Here is a 16,167-nt window from a genome sequence, read left to right as displayed (position 1 = left end):
CCTCACTGCGGGAGGGCCCCGGCCGCGCGCAGCTCCTCCAGCACGGTGGGCAGGTGCCCGAACGCCCGCGCGAGGTCGTCGGGGGCGGCCACCCGGTGGCCGTTGTCCCGCAGGTAGACGCGCAGGGCGGCGTCGAACGGCTCCGCCCCGGCGCGCCGGCGCGCCCGCAGCAGTGCGTCGGCGCCCTCGACGTACACCGCTCGCACGTACGCGGCGGAGGGGTGGTCGAACTCGGTCCAGTGCGTCATGGGGCGACCGACCTGGGTCGCCAGCCGCCCCGGTTCCCCCGGGTCGGGGTCGCGGTCCGGGTCGTCGACCACCTGCTGGACGAACGAGGCGAGCGACTCGTCCAGCCACGGGTCGCGGGCCTGGTTGTTGCCGACCAGGCCGTAGAACCACATGTGGGCCAGCTCGTGGGTGACGAGCCAGGCGTCCTCCCGCGGGTCGGTGTCACCCATCTGCACCGCGCCGGGGAACTCCACCCCTTCCGTGGTGCCGGGCAGGACCGACACCCACAGGTCCGCGTACGGCAGCGGACCGAGCTGCGCGGTGAGTCGCGTCAGGGAGGCCTCGACCTGCTCCGCCCACGCCTCCGGCGAGGTGGTGGTGCCGGCCGGGGCGCCGACGTGGACCCGGACGCCGTCGACCTCACGGTGGACGACGGCGAGGCGCCCGACCGTCACGGTGAGGTCCCGCACCGCCGGGGCGGTGAAGCGGTGCACGACGTCCTCGCCGGCCGGCACCTGCCCGAGCGTCGCGCCGGCGGCCAGCACCTCCAGCCCCGCGGGCGCCCGCACCTCCAGCGACCGCAGGGCGAAGGTCTCCGAGGTGGCCATCTCGCCGGCCACGTCGACGGCCTCCTCCCGCGCCCAGCCCCGGCCCGCCTCCCAGGCGAGCAGCGGGAACGCGGAACCGAACCAGGCCACCTGCTCCTCGGCGGCGACCCCCACCCGCTCGTCCGTCTCCTCGGCGAGGTCCAGGGTGAAGGTGAGCGTGGTCTGCACCGGCGTGCCCGCCGGGACGCAGGACGCCAGCGGCACCTCCACGAGGGTGCCCGGCGCCCCGTCCGGCGCGCCGGACGCGGCGACGGTGAACGCCGACCGCTGGCCCTCCACGGTGACGGTCTCGACCTCCAGGCGGTTGCCCGCGCGGGCGGTGACGGGCTTGTTGGGCCAGGCGCGGAAGACCAGCTCGCAGACGGGCAGGTCGGGAGTGAAGACCACGTGCTCGGTGCCGGTCACGATCCGGAGGTCGTCGGCGACGTCGAGCTCGAGCTCGACCACCGGACGGTCGGGGCGCGGCTTCGGCCACGGCGCGGCGTCGATGTCGCCCGGGCCGTCGGCGGCGGTGCAGGCGGCCAGCACCGCGGCGAGGGCCGTCACCGCCGCCCGCCTCACGGGCGCCTCGCGCGCCTCGGCCGCCCGCACCGCGGTCCCCCTCCGACGGCCCGTCTCACCGCAGCCCGTCCCGCGGACGCCGGCCGGACGCCGGTCCCGTCCGCCGGGCGGCGGCGGCCGCCCGCAGCACCGGGCCGGCGTCGTGCTCGACCACGGAGACGTCCGCGGACCCGAGGACCGCCAGGGCCGCGGCGTACCCCGGTCCGGCGTCGAGGTCGACGAGCCGCACCCGCGGGGCGGGGCCGGGCCCGGACCAGCCGGTGAGGGCGGGCGGCGCCCCCGGGGCGCTGAGCTCGACCGCCGCCGGGTCGACGGCGAGCCCGTCGCCCGTGGCCTTGAGGATCGCCTCCTTGCGGGTCCACCAGCGCAGCAGGGCCCCGTGCCGCGACCTCTCGGGCAGCGCCTGGTACGCGGCGAGCTCGGCCGGGGCCAGCACGGCGGCGGTGGCGCCGTCGTCCACCGCCGCGGCCAGCACCCGCGCGGAGGCGAGGCGCTCGACGTCGACGCCCACGCCCGCGGCCTGGGCGAGTGCGACGACGACCCGCCGGCCGGAGGAGGAGATGCTGAAGGCCAGCCGCGGATGGTCCGGGAGCGCGGGCTTGCCGTGGGCGCCGCCGCACCGGGGGCAGCGGGCGACGAGGCGCACCGCGGCCGGGTGGAGCCCGGTCGGGCTCGCGAGCACGATCCGCGCGAGCGCGTGGGCGGTGACGAACCGGCGCCGGTCGGGGCTGTCCAGCCGGGCGGCGCGCGCCTGCTCGCCGCGGTCCAGCAGACCGCCGAGGGCGGGGGCCGTGGACGCGTCGGCCCACCACACGTGGCAGGTCGTCACGTCGACAGCACCGCCTCGAGGAGGTCGAGGCCGAGGTCGGTGGCCGGCGGGGGCACCGGCAGGCCGGCGTCGGTGAACCAGTCCGGCGTCGCCTCGGGATGCGGGCCGACGACGCCGACCACGCCCCGGCCGTACCGGGCCACGACGGCGGCGGGCCGCCCGTTGTCGTACTCGGCCAGCACGACGGCGTCCCCGCCCGGCGCGAGCAGGAAGCAGGGCCCGTCCTGGAAGAACACCTGACGGGGCCGCCCCCGCCACCGCACGGTCACGATCGTGTCGTCCGCGTGGCGCACCGTGGCGCCGTCGGAGGCGATGTACTGGTCGGCGTCGCCGGGCAGCAACCCGAAGCCGGGCCGCCCGGCCAGGTATGCCCCGAGGCAGAAGCCCAGGTACCGCCCGCCCGAGACGACGAAGTCCCGCACCGCGGCGGCGTGGCGGCGCAGCCGGCGGTACGCCGGGCGCAGGTCGCCGCCCCCGGGCTGGGCGTACAGGGTGGCCCCGCCGAGGACGGCGGCGCCCAGCGGCGTGGCGGCGTGCGGGCCCACGTACCGCACCCGGTCGAAGCGCCCGGAGCGCTCCAGGAGCTGGGCGACGGCCTCGGGGCAGCCCGGGAGCGAGGCGGGCCCGCGATAGACCAGGGCCAGTCCGCCGCTCATGTGCGCATCGCCACGTGCCTCCCGGGGGGCGGGCCGGCAGCGGCCAGGACGGACGCCCTGGTCCGGCTGGTCGCCCACCACACCAGGTGCTCCAGGGGGCCGCGGCTGAAGCGGCGGCGCCACAGGAGGGCGAACGTCACGAGGATCGCGACCTGGGCGGCGTAGTCGCCCACCGCGCTGCCGGTGGTCACCGGCGCGGCGACCATGAGCAGGTGGGCGACGTAGAGGGTGAGCGGCATGCTGCCCGCCCGGGTGAGCGGCGTCAGCGCCGTCGCCGCGACCCGGCCCAGCAGGATGGCCACGCCCAGCACCACCAGGGACGTGCCGATGGTGAACGCCAGGTCGGCGGGCGTGGAGGTGTGGGGGGCGAGCACGGCGAGCCACCAGAGGGTGTCGGTGGGCGTGGTGCCCTCCCCGCCCCACACGAGCAGGTCCGTGTACTCCCCGGCGGTCATCGACGTCAGCGCCACCGACTCCAGCTCCGGGCGACCGCCGAGGACGTCGAGCGCGAGGTACGAGGCGGTGCTGGCCGCCGCCGTCACGACCACCCCGGCGAGGGTGAGGCGGATGACGACGCCGCGGGAGGTCAGCCGCGAGCGGCCCACCGCCATGCCCACGCACAGGTACGCGAGCCACGGCAGCGCCGGGTACACCCCGGTGAGGGACAGCTCGGTGAGCAGGCCCACGCCGTCGTGCAGCACCCGGTCCAGCCCCGGGTTGGCCAGCGGCGGCACCGGCAGGTCGCGCCGCACCAGGTGGCTGACCAGCGGCATGACCACCACCGCGGCCGCCGCCAGCCAGGCCAGGGCGCCCGCCCGGAGGCGGAGCAGCGGGATCGCCAGCACGAACAGCACCGCGTAGTAGGGCAGGATCACGCGGGCGTCGTCGTAGAAGACCACCGGGCCCACCAGCAGGCCGACGGCGCCGATGAGGATCGCGCGCACCGCCAGGGACGCCGCCGCGGCCACATGCCCCCGACCGCGCAGCCGCTCGCGGCCGGCGCTGAAGGCGATGCCGACCCCGGCCAGCACCGCGAACAGGGCCGCGGCCTTGCCGGACGCCAGGATCCACGGCAGCGTCATGTCCCCCTTGGCGGTGGCCGGGGGGAGGATGTGCACCGTCATCATCCCGAGCAGCGCGACCCCGCGGGCCGCGTCCACGCCGATCAGCCGCCGCCCGCGCCCGACCGGTGGGGCGGCGACCGGCCGCAGCGTCGCCGGCTCGCACGCGTGCGGGAGGTCCACCGCCGGGACGGGCGCGGTCATCTGCCCCGCGGGCGCCGTCACGGTGTCACCAACGCCCGGTCCGCTCCCGGACGGAGGCGGGGCCGGCCGGGCTGGGCCGGGATGCCGCACCAGGCCGTCCGGGGCGGCAGCCGCTCGCCCTTCATCACCAGGGAGAGCGGGGCGAGCGTGGCGTCCACGCCGACCTCGGAGTCGTAGAGCACCACCGCGCGGCCGCCGACGCTGGCGCGGTCCCGCAGGGTGACCGTGGACATCTTCATGACACGGTCCTCGAAGAGGTGGGTCTGCAGGGAGGCGTGCGGGCCGACGACGACGTCGTCGCTGATGCGGACGAGGTCGAACTCCGAGAGGTAGGTGCTCTCCACCAGGGTGCGGCGTCCGACCTTCGTGCCGAACAGGCGCAGCAGCGGGCCCAGGACCGGCGTGCCGGTCAGGGCCTCCAGCAGCGCGGGCACGGCGGCCGCCTCGTAGATGCCGGTGACGAGCTCGGTGCGGCGCACGAACCCGCTCCACAGCGGCTCGACGCGGGGCCGGTACCGGCCCACGAGCAACCACTTGAGGGCGGCGACGAACAGCACGACGAGGAGGCTGAAGGTGAGCGCGACGAGCGGGGTCAGCAGCACGGTGGGCGGCGTCGTCAGGAAGGCGGCGACGAAGGTGAGCGTGTACAGGGTGCCGAACGTCGAGAGGGAGAGCACCGACGCGGGCACGACGACGCGGAAGAACTCGATGACGTACCGGCGGCGGACCTGGCGGCGCGAGGGCCGGTAGGTCTGGGCCTCGGTGAACTCGTCGTACATCTCCCGCCGCGGGAGGAAGAACGCGGGCGAGCCGAGCCAGCTCGTCCCGCGGGGCACCCCCGTGGCCGGCGGCACGCTCTGGACGCCGAGGAGCGAGCCCTCCTCCAGGTGCGTCCCGGACGGGACGAAGGACGCGTTGCCGACGAAGGCCCGGGCGCCGACCTCCGTGGCGCGCAGGGCCACGTGCCCGTTGCAGTAGGTCGCGCTGCCCACGCTCGCCATGTCCGCCACGAAGGTGCCGTCCTCGAGGGTGAGCAGGTCCGGGTCGATGTGGCCGATGGTCGAGACCTCTGCCCCCCGCCCCACCCGCGCCCCGAGCGCACGCAGCCACACGGGCGTGTAGAGCGTGGAGTACATGGTGTTGTTCAGGTCCACGCTCAGCTCCAGGAGCTTGTCGCCGAACCACTTCTCCAGGCCGAGCTGGGAGCGGAGGTGGTGCACGCCCACCGGCGTCGCGGGCAGCGCCAGGCGGCGCACGCCCAGGACCAGCACGCACGTGGTGACCACGAACACCGGCCCGGTCGCGGCCGTGACCGCCAGGCCGGCCAGCTGGCCGTGGGTCAGCAGGGCCCACCACACGAGGGCGACCACCGGGACGAGCGCCGCCAGCGGCATCAGCTCGAGGATGACCAGCCCGACGGCGAAGCCGGGCAGCAGCCGGGCCGGCCAGGTCCGCGGCGCGAGGGGGCAGCCGCGCATGAGCTCGAGCACCGGGTCCGCGGTGGTCCCGGCCGCCTTGGCCGGCGATCCCGCCCAGGTCTGCCCCTCGGGGACGTGCTGGCCGGCCTGGAGCAACGACTGCTCCCGCAGGCTCGCCCCGGCCCCGATCTCGCAGGGGCCCTGGAGGACGCTGTTGGCCCCGACCATCGCGCCGGCCCCGATGTCGATGTGGCCGAGGGTCAGGACCCCCTCGGCGAGGTCGTAGGCGTTGAGATGGACGGCGTAGCCGACGGTCGCGCCCTCGCCCAGCCGCACGAATCGCGGGAGCGGGACCTGGTCGGTGCCGATGTGGCAGGCGTCGCCCACGCGGGCGCCGACGGCGCGCAGGTAGGGCGCCGCCCACGGCGAGCCTGAGAGCATGTTGAGCGGCGCGAGCGACATGGCCTTCGACGCCGCCCACACGCGCAGGTGTACCTGGCCCCACAGCGGGTAGGTGCCTTCGCGCAGCCCGGCGGACAGCACCCGGACGGTGGCCAGCGGCAGCACCCAGCGCCCGACCAGGTAGCTGACCGGAAAGGTCAGCGCGAGCTGGGCGACCATGAGCAGCGAGGGCTGGCCCCCGTGGATGCTGTAGACGACGGCGATCGGCAGCATGAACACGACGAGCACCGTGTAGAGCCAGGCCACCTGGGTGGTGCCGAAGAGCGCGATGCGCCAGCCCCGCGGCGGCGCCGGTCGCGTCGGGGCCGCCGCGGTCACGGCACCGTCCGCGGCGTGCTCGCACAGGAGGTCGTCCTGGCGCCGGGCCAGCGTGCGGATGGTCGGGTGCGAGTAGAGGTCGACGATCGACAGGCCGGAGTCGCCGATCTCCGCCCGGAGCCGGGAGACGGCGGTGGCGGCGAGGAGGGAGTGGCCGCCGAGGTCGTCGAAGAAGTCCGCCGTGACGGAAACCGTGCCGGGCTCCAGGCGCAGCACCGTCTCCCACGCCGCGGCGACCCGTTCCTCGGTGGGGGTCGCCGGCGCGACGTACTCGACGCCGCCGCTCACGAGGCGGGGGCCGACGGGGTCGGGCAGGGCCTTCCGGTCGGCCTTGCCGCTGATCATCATCGGGATGCTGTCCACGACCTCGAGGTAGGCGGGCACCATGTACCCGGGCAGCTTGTCCCGCAGCGTGCCGTGCAGGCGCGGGACGAGGTCGTTCACGTCCGCGACCGAGGCGGCGGGCACCACGTATCCCGCCAGCTCCGCCGCGGCCCCGGGGGCGGTGAGCACCTTGACCACGGCGCCGACGACGTCCGGGTCCTCGAGGAGAACGCTCTCGATCTCCTGCAGGTCGATGCGGTGGCCGCGGACCTTCACCTCGCTGTCGGCCCGGCCGAGGTACTCGATCTGCCCGTCGGGCAGCACGCGCCCCAGGTCGCCGGTGCGGTAGATGCGCGCCCCGTCGGGCCGGTCCGGGTCGGGGATGAACCTCTCGGCGGTGAGGTCCGGACGGCCCACGTACCCGCGGGCGACGCCGACACCGCCCACGCAGATCTCGCCGACCTGGCCGTCCGGCACCGGTCGGCGTGCCTCGTCGAGCAGGATGACGCGGTAGGTGGGCAGCGGCCGCCCGATCGTCACGGGCTGGCCGGGCTCGAGCTCCGCCAATGTGCACGTCACCGTCGTCTCGGTGGGGCCGTAGGTGTTGAGGATGCGGCGGCCCGGTCCGGCCCACCGCTCGACGAGCTCGGGCGGGCACGCCTCGCCGCCCATGTTCACCGTGCGGATGGAGGGGATCGTGCGGTCCAGGGTGGCGAGCACCGTCGGGACGCAGAAGAGCATCGTGATCGCGGACTCCTCGAGGAAGTCCGCCAGCGCCGGGCCGATGCGCCGTCCGTCGGTGGGGCCGGCCACCACCGTGGCGCCCACTGCCCACGGGGTCCACATCTCTTCGATGGAGAAGTCGAAGGAGATGGTGATGCCCTGGTAGACGCGGTCGGTGGGCCGCACGTCGTACACGCTCGTGATCATGGGGACGTAGTTGCAGATGCTGGACTGGCAGACCTCCACGCCCTTGGGCCGCCCGCTCGACCCGGACGTGTAGATGATGTACGCGACCGGGTCGCCCTCGATCCTCACCTGTGGCCGCTGGGGCGAGGCCGCCCGGACCTGGGCGGCCGCACGGTCGACGTGCAGCGCCGGGCACGGCAGGTGGTCGCTCACGGCCGCGAGGTCGGACGTGGACAGGACGACGTCGAGGGCGGCGTCCTCCGCCATGTACGCCACGCGGTCGGCCGGCGCTCCGGGGTCGATCGGCACGAACGTCGCCCCGGTCTTGAGGGTCGCCAGGAGCGCCACGTACATGTCCACCGACCGGCCGATCATGACGCCCACGCGGGCTCCGGGCCGGAGCACGCGGGTCAGGAGGTGGTTGGCGAGGCGGTTGGCCTGCTCGTCGAGCTCGGCGTAGGTCAGGGCCCGGCCGTCGCACTCCAGGGCGATCGCGGCGGGAACGGCGTCGACGGTGCGCTCGAAGTAGTGGTGGAAGCGGGCGAGCCGCTCCGTGCCGGCGCCCGCGTGGGTGGCTCGGGCGACGGTTGGCGCGCGTTGCCGCTCGTCGTCGAGGATGCCCGACGCGTCGTGAAGGTCCGTCATGCCTTCCCCCCTGCGGAACAGCGCTTGGACCGAGTCCAACAGGGCTGCCACGGGACGGTGGACGGGCGTCCGGATGATCCTCGGTGGAAACTCCGGGGTGGTATGGGGTGAATCGGCAGGTCATCCTCGCCCACCCTCCAGACCTCTCCCTGCTCGTGGCGGGCGGTTCGCGATCGGCCCGTCCCTCGCGGACCGGATCACTCCAGCAGCTGACCGATCAAGCGCTCGAGGGTTTGACCGACGTGACGTCCGGTGGAGGGCGGTTGCGGCCCCGAGGACCGGCCGGACCACAGCCGGTCGGGCAAACCCCTTGTGGAACCCGGCGCGCGGCTCGACGCTGGTATCGGGCTCCATCTCGTGACCGCCAACGACGGCGGCCGGAGCAACAGGAGGGGAGAGCCGCCATGAATGATTTCGAGACCGTCCTGGCCGACCACGTCGCCCAGCTCGACGACCTCACCGACACCGGCGTCGACGCCATCCGCGCCGCGCACGCCGCCGCCACGCTGCGGATGGGGTCGGCCTTCCCCCAGGCGTTCAACGGCGGACGCCGCGCCCTGGTGGCCGGGCAGCACGGCGCAGCGCTCGCGGCGGCGGACGAGGCGGCACGCGGAGCCCGGCCGGACCTGCCCCAGGACGTGCGGGTCGCGTTCCGCTGGGCGGTCCTCGCCGAGGCCTTCCGCGAGGAGCTGACCGACGCCCAGCACGAGGCGCTCACCCTGGCGTGGGCGGCGGGCGTCTCGCCCGCCCGGGCCGCCTGAGCGGCGGCGCCGTCCCGCGGTCACGGCGGTCCCGAGTTTCCCCGCAGGAGAGGCTGGTGGGAGTGGGGAGGGGGACGGGGTGAGTGACCAGCACGGCGCCCAGTCGGCGTGGGTGCACCACGGCGACTTCGGGGGCACCGCCGCGGCCGACGGCGTCGACGCCCAGGATCCCGCGGGCATGTACGAGCTCGCGGGACTCGACCGGACACGGTGGGCGATCCTCGCCGTCGACCTCCGGCGGTGGAGGGGTGGCGACAGCGTCATCGTCTACGCCCTGGACCGGGCGAAGTACGGCGTGAGCGACCCCGACGAGCTCATGGCGCTCGCGGCTCGGCTCGGGCACCTGCCGGTCGTGCGCTTCCGGGTGCAGGTGGCCGATCTCCTCGCGTTCGTCGACGCGTCCTTCACCCGGTTCTCGGCCCGGCTGGTCCACCGCGGCGTGGAGGGGTACCCGCTGACGGTCGTCGGCGCGGAGGAGTCCGGCTCGGCATAGCGCGGGGGCACGGCGGCGCCGGCACAGGAAGGCGGCCGCGCACCGGAGGGGGGTCCGGTGTGCGGCCGCGGCTGTGGCCAGGTCCTGGCGGGTTAGCTCACAGCGTCCAGGGGAACCGGCACGGAGTCGGTGACGTCGGCTGTGTCGAGCGAGGCCGGGTCGACGGCGGCCTGGTCCATCACCGTGGTGGCGATGTCCGTCACCGCATCGACGGCGCCCTCGATGGCCGGGAAGGACAGGGTCGCGGTGACGATCTGGAGCAGGATGTTCTCGTCGGTCGCGGCATCGTCCGGCGTGGTGACGTCGTCACCCGGCACGGTCACCGGCGGCTCGTCGGCGACGGGCTCCTCCGTGGTCGGCTCGTCGGCGACGGGCTCCTCCGCGGTGGGCTCGTCCGTGACCGGCTCGTCGCCCGGGGTCAGCTCACCGGGCGGCTCCTCACCGACCGGCCAGTCCATGGGCGGCTCCTCACCGACCGGCCAGTCCATGGGCGGCTCGTCAGCCGGCGGCAGGTCCGCCGTGGGCTCCTCGGTGTCGGGCTGCTCGGCGTCAGGCTCGTCGGCCTCGGGCTCCTCGGCCGGGGGCTGCTCGTCGACCGGGGGCTCCTCGGCGTCAGGCTCGTCGGCCTCGGGCTCCTCGGCGTCAGGCTCGTCGGCGTCGGGCTCCTCGGCCGGGGGCTGCTCGTCGACCGGGGGCTCCTCGGCGTCGGGCTCCTCGGCCGGGGGCTGCTCGTCGACCGGCGGCTGGGTGATCGGGGCGTGCTGGTGGTTCAGGTGGCCGACGCCGTGGCTGAAGTGGTGCCCCAGCCCGCGCACGTGGCCGAGCTTGCGCCCCGGGCCGTCGTGCCCCTCGCCGTCGTCGTCCTGCTTGTCCGTGGGCGTCGCGTGGAACGCGCCGTGCTTGAAGTTCTCGTCGTGGGGGCCGTGCGCCGGCGAGGCCGCCGCACCGCTCGCGCCGCCGATGATGGTCGCGGCGGACAGACCACTGATGAGCCAGAGCTTCTTGCTGCTGTTCAAGGGTTGTTCTCCCTCTCTCAGTTCGGCCGGCCACGGTGACCGGCCGCGCAGCACGTTAGATACGGACGCGAGGCGGCGAAAGTGGAGATTTCGAGCGGGACGACTCGATCCGCGCGGTGACGCGGATCGCTCGGTGTGTCGTCTACGGGCGCTTCCGACACGGCCTTCCGAGCAGGCGAGAACGGCGGAACCGTGCCGATTTCTCAGGGCTCGCGGCTCTACCGGGCGTCCGCATGCTGAGATCGTGGACGTGGGTACTCAGAGGTCCACGCGTCGCCCGAAGGTGCGCGGCTTGCGTGGCGGCGGGGAGCAGGTGGCGGCCTCGCGCAGCCGCACGAGCTGGTGCGGCTGGATCTCGGCCGCGGCGGCGAAGGCCTCGAGCGAGGCGAAGCCACCGCGTCGGTTGCGCTCCTTGACCAGCCGCCGGGCACGGCTCTGGCTCAGGCTCGGCAACCGCGCCAGCTGGGCGGCCGAGGCGGTGTTGACGTCCACGGGCGCGTCGGCGAGGTAGTCGGAGCGGCTGGTGCCGGGCTGGTCGAGCAGCCCCTCGGCCCCGGCCGGCACGGTGGCCGCGGTCCGGGCGCGCGCGGGCGAGGCAACGGGCTCCGCCCCTGCCTGGTTCTGGCGCCGGGAGGTGCCGGCGCCGCCTCGCCCCTGGCGGCGCGAGCGTGGCCGGGCCTGCTTGCGCGCCTCGTCCGTCGCCCGGGCCTCGCGCCGGCCCCACATGATGGCCAGCCAGCGGCGGTTCACCACGAGGGCGTGCACGATCCCGATGAGGCAGAGGACGCCGCGGGCGACGATGCCCCAGGCGCCCAGCTCGCCGCTGCCGAGGACCAGCGTCGCGACGAGGTAGGCGACCGCCGCCACCACCCATCGTCCGCGGCGGGCGGCCAGCCCCACGATCCCGAACGCGACCCAGGTGGTGTGCCCGGCGAAGAACGTGAAGACGATCCACGAGCTCATCCACCACAGCCAGGCCCGTGGTGGCACCAGCTGCACGCTCACCGCACGCCGCCGGCGGTCATGCGTGGTCCTTCACGGTGAGCACCATGGTGAGGGTGTCGTCGCGCTCGACGTGCTCGGAGGTCAGCTCGAATCCGGCGGCGTCCGCCCGTTCCCGGATCTTGCGCGCGACCGCCTGCTGCACCATGGCGGCATAGGCGCCGTCGAGCTCCTGGACGAGCGCCGTGGCCTCTGCCTCGCTGACCTCCTGCCCGGCCGCGCCGGCCACGTGGGCCTCCCAGACCTCTGCCTCGGTCAGCCGCATCGTCACCACGGCGTCGCCCACCGTGCCGCTCACCTCCCCGTGGTCGGTGGTGACGTCGACCGCCCCGAGGGACCGCAGCGCCGCGGCGAGCAGCCCGACGTCCTTCATGCGCGTCCGCACGCGCACCGGCCGGTGCGCGGCGGCCTCGGCGTCCTCCACGGCCCGGGCGCCGGCCGCAGCGACCTCGGCCACGCCGCCGGCGGCCGCGGCCAGCAGGCCGATGGGCAGCAGGATCAGGGACACGCTCATCGCGGAGCTCCTTCCGTCGTCCGGGTGAGGTGAGGGCCGGTCGGACGGCGGAGCCGGGCGAGCCGGGCGCCGTCGAGCCCGTCGAGCAGCTCTTCCAGGGCGGCGACCTCCGCCCAGCCGTTGACCTCGATCCCGCCGTCGCGCGTCAGCCGCAGCTCGACGCGGTCGGCCCCGCCCTCCCGCTCGAGGCGGGCAACCTCCGCGGCGTAGGCGGGCGTCAGGGCCCGCAGGCCCTGGTTGGTCGAGCCGAGCCATGGGCGGCGCCGGTCGGGATGGTCGCGCAGGTACGGCCCGTCGACGAGCAGATCCGTGGCCGCGAGGAGCGCGGCCACGTCCTCGCGGCCGTCGTCGGCCCACGCGGTCAGCGAGGGGTGGCGGTACCCGGTGAAGGTCATCACCGTCAGCCCGGCCTCCCGGAAGGCGCGGGCGACGACGGCGAGCGCGGCGGCCTGGTCGAACGGCTCGCCGCCGAGCAGGGTGAGCCCCTCGACGCCGCCGTCCTGTGCCTGGGCGAGCAGCCGGGCGGCGAGCGCGGCGGGGTCGTCCACGCGCCCGCCCCGGGCTGCCCACAGCTCGGGGTTGAAGCAGCCGGGGCAGTGGATGCGACAGCCCTGGACCCACAGCGCGGCGCGGCGCCCGGGCCCCTCGGCCACGGTGGCGGGCAGGAACCGGGCCCAGCGCAGCCGCCCCGCCGGGGACGCCGGCGGAGGCGTGGCCGCGGCGGGCGGGGCGGCCGGCGCGAGCGGGGTCGTCGACGCGGCGCCGGGGGAGACGGGTGCCGGGGTGGCCGCGGGCACCGTCACGTGGTCTCCCACTGCCGGCCCTCGACGGACTGCTCCGCGGCCACCCGGTGGTAGTCGGCGGTGAAGGCCGACTCCGTCGTCTCGGCGTCGAGCAGGTCTTCGAGGGCGGTGATGTAGTCCAGGCACTCCTCCCCGGCCATGCCGACGGTCTCGGCCCGGACGGTCCCGTCCGGGCGCACCTGCACGATGAGCTGCTTGTCCATGGACCCTCCGCCTCTCAGAAGTCCACCGTGCGGCCGCCGCGGCCGGTCGACAGCGCCCGCCCGGCCGGCTCGCGCCGCTCGCCCACCTCGGTGGCGTCGAGGTCCTCCCCGCCGGTGGCGCGCACCGCGCGGGTGGCTGCCCAGTCACGGATCGCCTGGACGTCCTCGGCCTGGGTCACGGCGAGCGGGATCATGTCGGTCACCGCCTGCTCGAGGTCCCCCACCGTGACCGCCCGGCGGTCCGTAAAGGCCTCGTACAGGGCGACCACCACCGCCTGGGCGATCTCGGCGCCGGAGTAGTTCTCGCTGGCCGCCACGAGCCGGGCCAGCGCGTCGGGGTCTGCGGCCACCGCCTCCAGCCCGTTCTCGGCGGTGGCGCGCGAGCGCATCTGGATCGCCCAGATCGCCTCGCGCTCGGCGACGGTGGGCAGGTCGACGAAGAAGATCTCGTCGAAGCGGCCCTTGCGCAGGAACTCCGGGGGAAGGACGTCGATGGCGTTCGCCGTCGCGACGACGAACACGGACTTCTCCTTCTCCTGCAGCCAGGTGAGGAACGTGCCGAAGACGCGGGCGGTCGTGCCGGAGTCGCCGGTGCCGGTGGTGTTCGAGAAGCCCTTCTCGATCTCGTCGACCCACAGCACGCACGGCGCCACGGCCTCGGCGGTGGCGATGGCGGTGCGCAGGTTCTGCTCGCTGGAGCCGACCAGACCCTGGAACACCCGACCGATGTCGAGGCGCAGCAGCGGCAGGCCCCACGAGGCCGCGGTGGCCTTGGCCGTCAGCGACTTCCCGCACCCGGGCACGCCGGTGATGAGCACGCCGCGGGGGGCGGGCAGCCCGAACCGCTCGGCCTCGGAGCGCCAGGTGCCCTGGCGCCGGCCCAGCCACCGCTTGATGTTGTTGAGCCCGCCGACCTTGTCGAGGTCGAGGCCGGGGTCGAGGAACTCCAGCAGCCCGGACTTGCGCACCGCCTGCCGCTTCTCGTCGAGCACGACGTCGGCGTCGGCGCCGGTGAGGCGGCCGTCGTCGACCATGGCGCGCGCGAAGGCGTCCTCCGCCTCCGACATCGTCAGCCCGAGGGCCGCCTGCACGAGCGTCTCGAGCTCGGCGTCGTCCGCCCCGACGGTGATGCCGCCGTCGCCGGAGGTGTTGTTCTCGATCATGGCGCGCAGCAGGTCGCGCAGCTCGTCGCGGGTGGGCAGGGGGAAGTCGAGCAGGTGGACGAGCTTGTCCAGCTCGGGCGGGATGGCCCGGACCGGGGACGTGACGATCAGCGCTCGGGAGGCCTCGCCGTGCCGGAACTCCAGGGCGGTCTCGCGGACCTTGCGCACCACCGCCGGGTCGGCGGGGCGGTGCTCCGTGCCGAACCAGGCGTGCAGGTCGCAGAAGACGAAGACGGCGTTCTCCTGCACGCCGACCGCGTGCTCGAGGGCCCGGGCGGGCTGGGTGGTGCCCGCCTGGATCGTCCCGGCGGGGTCGGCCAGGCCGGTGGCCGCCGTCCAGGTCCACACCTGGCGGGGGCGGCGCAGCCCGGCGGCCGCCGCGGCGATGGCCTGCTGGACCCGCACCTCCTCGCTGGTCTCGACGTAGAGCAGGGGGAGCCGGGCCTTGAAGACCTGGTCGAGCGTGTGGGCGAACGGCGGCGCCGTCATGGGGCGGTTCCTTCCTCGGGGCTGCCGGCCGTCGCGGCCGGGGCGGCGGCGAGCTGGTCGACGGCGACGGTCCACGCGCCCTCGCCGGTGGACTCGATCGCGAAGAGCACGCTGGAGGACTCGTCCCACGACAGGCGCCGGTCGACGTCGCCGGACTCGATGATCGCGGTGTCGGCGCCGTCGTCGGTGTGGACCGTCACGGTGAAGACGCCGTTCCCCCGGTGGACGAACCGGGCGCTGAGGGAGTCCCCGGTGTACTGCAGGACGGCGTTGCCGGTGCCGTCGTGGGCGGTCTCGAGCGGCTGCGGGCGCAGGTCCTCGATGCTCAGCGCCCACTCGCCCTCGCCCTGGACCCACAGCTCGACACGCTCCTGGGCCGGCGGCACGACGATCGCCGGCCCGGCGCTGGGGGAGAGGTAGTCGACGTAGCGCGGCCACTCGCGGTCCCGGGCCGGGAGCGACAGCTGGGGCGCGGCCTTGGTGACGCTGAGGTTCACCCGGCCGTGCTCGACGGTGACCTCGCGCGGGACGACCTGGCCGGGCGGCTGGTCCAGCTGGATGAGCGCGCTCCCGGTGCCCGACCACGTCCCGTCCGCGGCGGTGACGACGGGCGGGTCCTCGAGCTTCCACGGATAGGTCTCGGCGGAGGAGCCGGGGTCGGCGACGAGCCGGCCGGTGGCGGCGTCGTAGCTCACCTGCCCGATGACGGCGAGGACGACGAGAACCATCGCGACGGCGCCCACGACCCATGGCCAGCGGGAGAAGCGACGGATCTCCTCGACGGCGGCGTCCGACGCCGCGTCGCTCCACTTCGCCACTGTTGACCTCCCCGTCCGATTCCTACCGCATCGGGCGGGCAGGTGTCGACGAGGCACGCGACGTGGGACGGCGGCTCGGCGTCCTCGAGCTCGCCGAGAGGTCGGGAACGCCCAGGAGGGAGGACGGGGGAGGCGAGGATGACCAAGCCGAAGAATTCGTGCGGGTAACCAGAGCCTCTTGGTTGTTATCCGTACGAAGTCTTCGGCTCGCAGGCGACCGGGCTGGCTGGGGGTGAGACGGCGTCGTGCCTCGGAGGCACTGCCGACGAGCGTGAGCTCAGAAGCTGCGGTGGTCCACGAGCTCGTAGACGTCGATCTGCGGCTGCGGGATGCCGCCCGCGGCGAAGGCCTGCTGGATGGCGGGCTCCGCCATCGCGCGCTGGAGGCCGTCCGGGGCGTCCCACACGTCGACCACGAGGACACCCTCGGACGTCTTGGACATGGTGTGCCACCGCACGCCGTGCGCGGGGGCGACCTCGAGCATCACCGGCTCCACATGCTCGTGGATCAGGCCGACGAGGCTGTCGGCATCTCCGGCGAACCGGGCGACGACCAGGACGGCCATGGGGATCACCCTCGACGGGACGGGGCTGCGGTCCGTCGAGCTTAACCCCGCCCGGGTCACGCCGGTACGGGCCACTTCCGGGGGCGCCGGCCGCACCCGCGCGCCGGCCGGGCGGCT

Annotated in this window: 15 protein-coding genes; 2 read left to right on the top strand and 13 right to left on the bottom strand. The window is 75.0% G+C overall.

Going from position 1 to position 16,167, the window contains the following annotated elements; genetic code table 11:
- Positions 1-2: 2 nt before the first annotated feature.
- From GD970_RS03070 to GD970_RS03050, 5 genes are all read right to left on the bottom strand, one after another.
- Complete coding sequence (locus GD970_RS03070) at positions 3-1,382, bottom strand: M1 family aminopeptidase (RefSeq protein WP_152200602.1); 1,380 nt, start codon at positions 1,380-1,382, stop codon at positions 3-5.
- 70 nt (positions 1,383-1,452) lie between these two features.
- Positions 1,453-2,226 (bottom strand): 4'-phosphopantetheinyl transferase family protein, encoded by a 774-nt coding sequence (locus tag GD970_RS03065; RefSeq protein ID WP_170297165.1) that lies wholly within the window; start codon positions 2,224-2,226, stop codon positions 1,453-1,455.
- Positions 2,223-2,882 carry a BPL-N domain-containing protein gene (locus GD970_RS03060; RefSeq protein ID WP_152200598.1) on the bottom strand — a complete coding sequence of 220 codons (660 nt, stop codon included), beginning with the start codon at positions 2,880-2,882 and terminating at the stop codon, positions 2,223-2,225. The genes GD970_RS03065 and GD970_RS03060 overlap by 4 nt, the downstream gene beginning before the upstream one ends.
- Positions 2,879-4,168, bottom strand: a complete 1,290-nt coding sequence (locus GD970_RS03055) for a heparan-alpha-glucosaminide N-acetyltransferase domain-containing protein (RefSeq protein WP_152200596.1) — start codon at positions 4,166-4,168, stop codon at positions 2,879-2,881. Before GD970_RS03055 ends, GD970_RS03060 begins: the two co-directional genes overlap by 4 nt.
- On the bottom strand, positions 4,165-8,223 hold the full coding sequence (locus GD970_RS03050; RefSeq protein ID WP_152200594.1) for a Pls/PosA family non-ribosomal peptide synthetase: 4,059 nt from the start codon (positions 8,221-8,223) through the stop codon (positions 4,165-4,167). The genes GD970_RS03055 and GD970_RS03050 overlap by 4 nt, the downstream gene beginning before the upstream one ends.
- A 404-nt stretch (positions 8,224-8,627) precedes the next feature.
- On the opposite strand from GD970_RS03050, the gene GD970_RS03045 reads away from it, so the two are divergent.
- Together GD970_RS03045 and GD970_RS03040 are read left to right on the top strand one after the other, a co-directional pair.
- Positions 8,628-8,984, top strand: coding sequence for a hypothetical protein (locus tag GD970_RS03045; RefSeq protein WP_152200592.1), 357 nt, complete (start codon positions 8,628-8,630; stop codon positions 8,982-8,984).
- A gap of 79 nt (positions 8,985-9,063) precedes the next feature.
- Positions 9,064-9,477 (top strand): hypothetical protein, encoded by a 414-nt coding sequence (locus GD970_RS03040; RefSeq protein WP_152200589.1) that lies wholly within the window; start codon positions 9,064-9,066, stop codon positions 9,475-9,477.
- A 92-nt stretch (positions 9,478-9,569) separates the two neighbouring features.
- On the opposite strand, the gene GD970_RS03035 is transcribed toward GD970_RS03040, so the two are convergent.
- The 8 genes from GD970_RS03035 to GD970_RS03000 all read right to left on the bottom strand — a co-directional run bounded on the left by GD970_RS03035 (position 9,570) and on the right by GD970_RS03000 (position 16,050).
- Complete coding sequence (locus GD970_RS03035) at positions 9,570-10,493, bottom strand: hypothetical protein (protein WP_152200587.1); 924 nt, start codon at positions 10,491-10,493, stop codon at positions 9,570-9,572.
- A gap of 258 nt (positions 10,494-10,751) precedes the next feature.
- Positions 10,752-11,498, bottom strand: a complete 747-nt coding sequence (locus GD970_RS03030) for a ComEA family DNA-binding protein (RefSeq protein ID WP_152200585.1) — start codon at positions 11,496-11,498, stop codon at positions 10,752-10,754.
- A gap of 16 nt (positions 11,499-11,514) precedes the next feature.
- Positions 11,515-12,009, bottom strand: a complete 495-nt coding sequence (locus tag GD970_RS03025) for a hypothetical protein (RefSeq protein ID WP_152200583.1) — start codon at positions 12,007-12,009, stop codon at positions 11,515-11,517.
- A complete protein-coding gene (locus GD970_RS03020; RefSeq protein WP_193314874.1) occupies positions 12,006-12,692 on the bottom strand; it encodes a 4Fe-4S single cluster domain-containing protein in 687 nt (228 codons plus the stop codon). Before GD970_RS03020 ends, GD970_RS03025 begins: the two co-directional genes overlap by 4 nt.
- 116 nt (positions 12,693-12,808) lie before the next feature.
- Positions 12,809-13,015: a DUF2997 domain-containing protein gene (locus GD970_RS03015; protein WP_152200581.1), complete on the bottom strand. Its 207-nt coding sequence runs from the start codon at positions 13,013-13,015 to the stop codon at positions 12,809-12,811.
- A 14-nt stretch (positions 13,016-13,029) separates the two neighbouring features.
- Positions 13,030-14,667: an AAA family ATPase gene (locus tag GD970_RS22445; protein WP_152200578.1), complete on the bottom strand. Its 1,638-nt coding sequence runs from the start codon at positions 14,665-14,667 to the stop codon at positions 13,030-13,032.
- Positions 14,664-15,485 (bottom strand): hypothetical protein, encoded by an 822-nt coding sequence (locus GD970_RS03005; RefSeq protein WP_152200576.1) that lies wholly within the window; start codon positions 15,483-15,485, stop codon positions 14,664-14,666. Before GD970_RS03005 ends, GD970_RS22445 begins: the two co-directional genes overlap by 4 nt.
- A 277-nt stretch (positions 15,486-15,762) precedes the next feature.
- The gene (locus GD970_RS03000; RefSeq protein WP_152200574.1) at positions 15,763-16,050 is read right to left on the bottom strand and encodes a hypothetical protein; all 288 of its coding nucleotides are present in this window, start codon (positions 16,048-16,050) and stop codon (positions 15,763-15,765) included.
- Positions 16,051-16,167: the final 117 nt, after the last annotated feature.

It is taken from the genome of Georgenia thermotolerans, from assembly GCF_009193185.1.
In the GTDB taxonomy this organism is placed as follows: domain Bacteria; phylum Actinomycetota; class Actinomycetes; order Actinomycetales; family Actinomycetaceae; genus Georgenia; species Georgenia thermotolerans.
This window is presented reverse-complemented; position numbering and strand designations above follow the sequence as displayed.

Bases quoted from the DNA above. Each gene is read 5' to 3' on its own strand.
- GD970_RS03060 (WP_152200598.1), bottom strand. From the start codon at position 2,882: ATGAGCGGCGGACTGGCCCTGGTCTATCGCGGGCCCGCCTCGCTCCCG.
- GD970_RS03050 (WP_152200594.1), bottom strand. From the start codon at position 8,223: ATGACGGACCTTCACGACGCGTCGGGCATCCTCGACGACGAGCGGCAA.
- GD970_RS03045 (WP_152200592.1), top strand. From the start codon at position 8,628: ATGAATGATTTCGAGACCGTCCTGGCCGACCACGTCGCCCAGCTCGAC.
- GD970_RS03025 (WP_152200583.1), bottom strand. From the start codon at position 12,009: ATGAGCGTGTCCCTGATCCTGCTGCCCATCGGCCTGCTGGCCGCGGCC.
- GD970_RS03015 (WP_152200581.1), bottom strand. From the start codon at position 13,015: ATGGACAAGCAGCTCATCGTGCAGGTGCGCCCGGACGGGACCGTCCGG.
- GD970_RS22445 (WP_152200578.1), bottom strand. From the start codon at position 14,667: ATGACGGCGCCGCCGTTCGCCCACACGCTCGACCAGGTCTTCAAGGCC.
- GD970_RS03000 (WP_152200574.1), bottom strand. From the start codon at position 16,050: ATGGCCGTCCTGGTCGTCGCCCGGTTCGCCGGAGATGCCGACAGCCTC.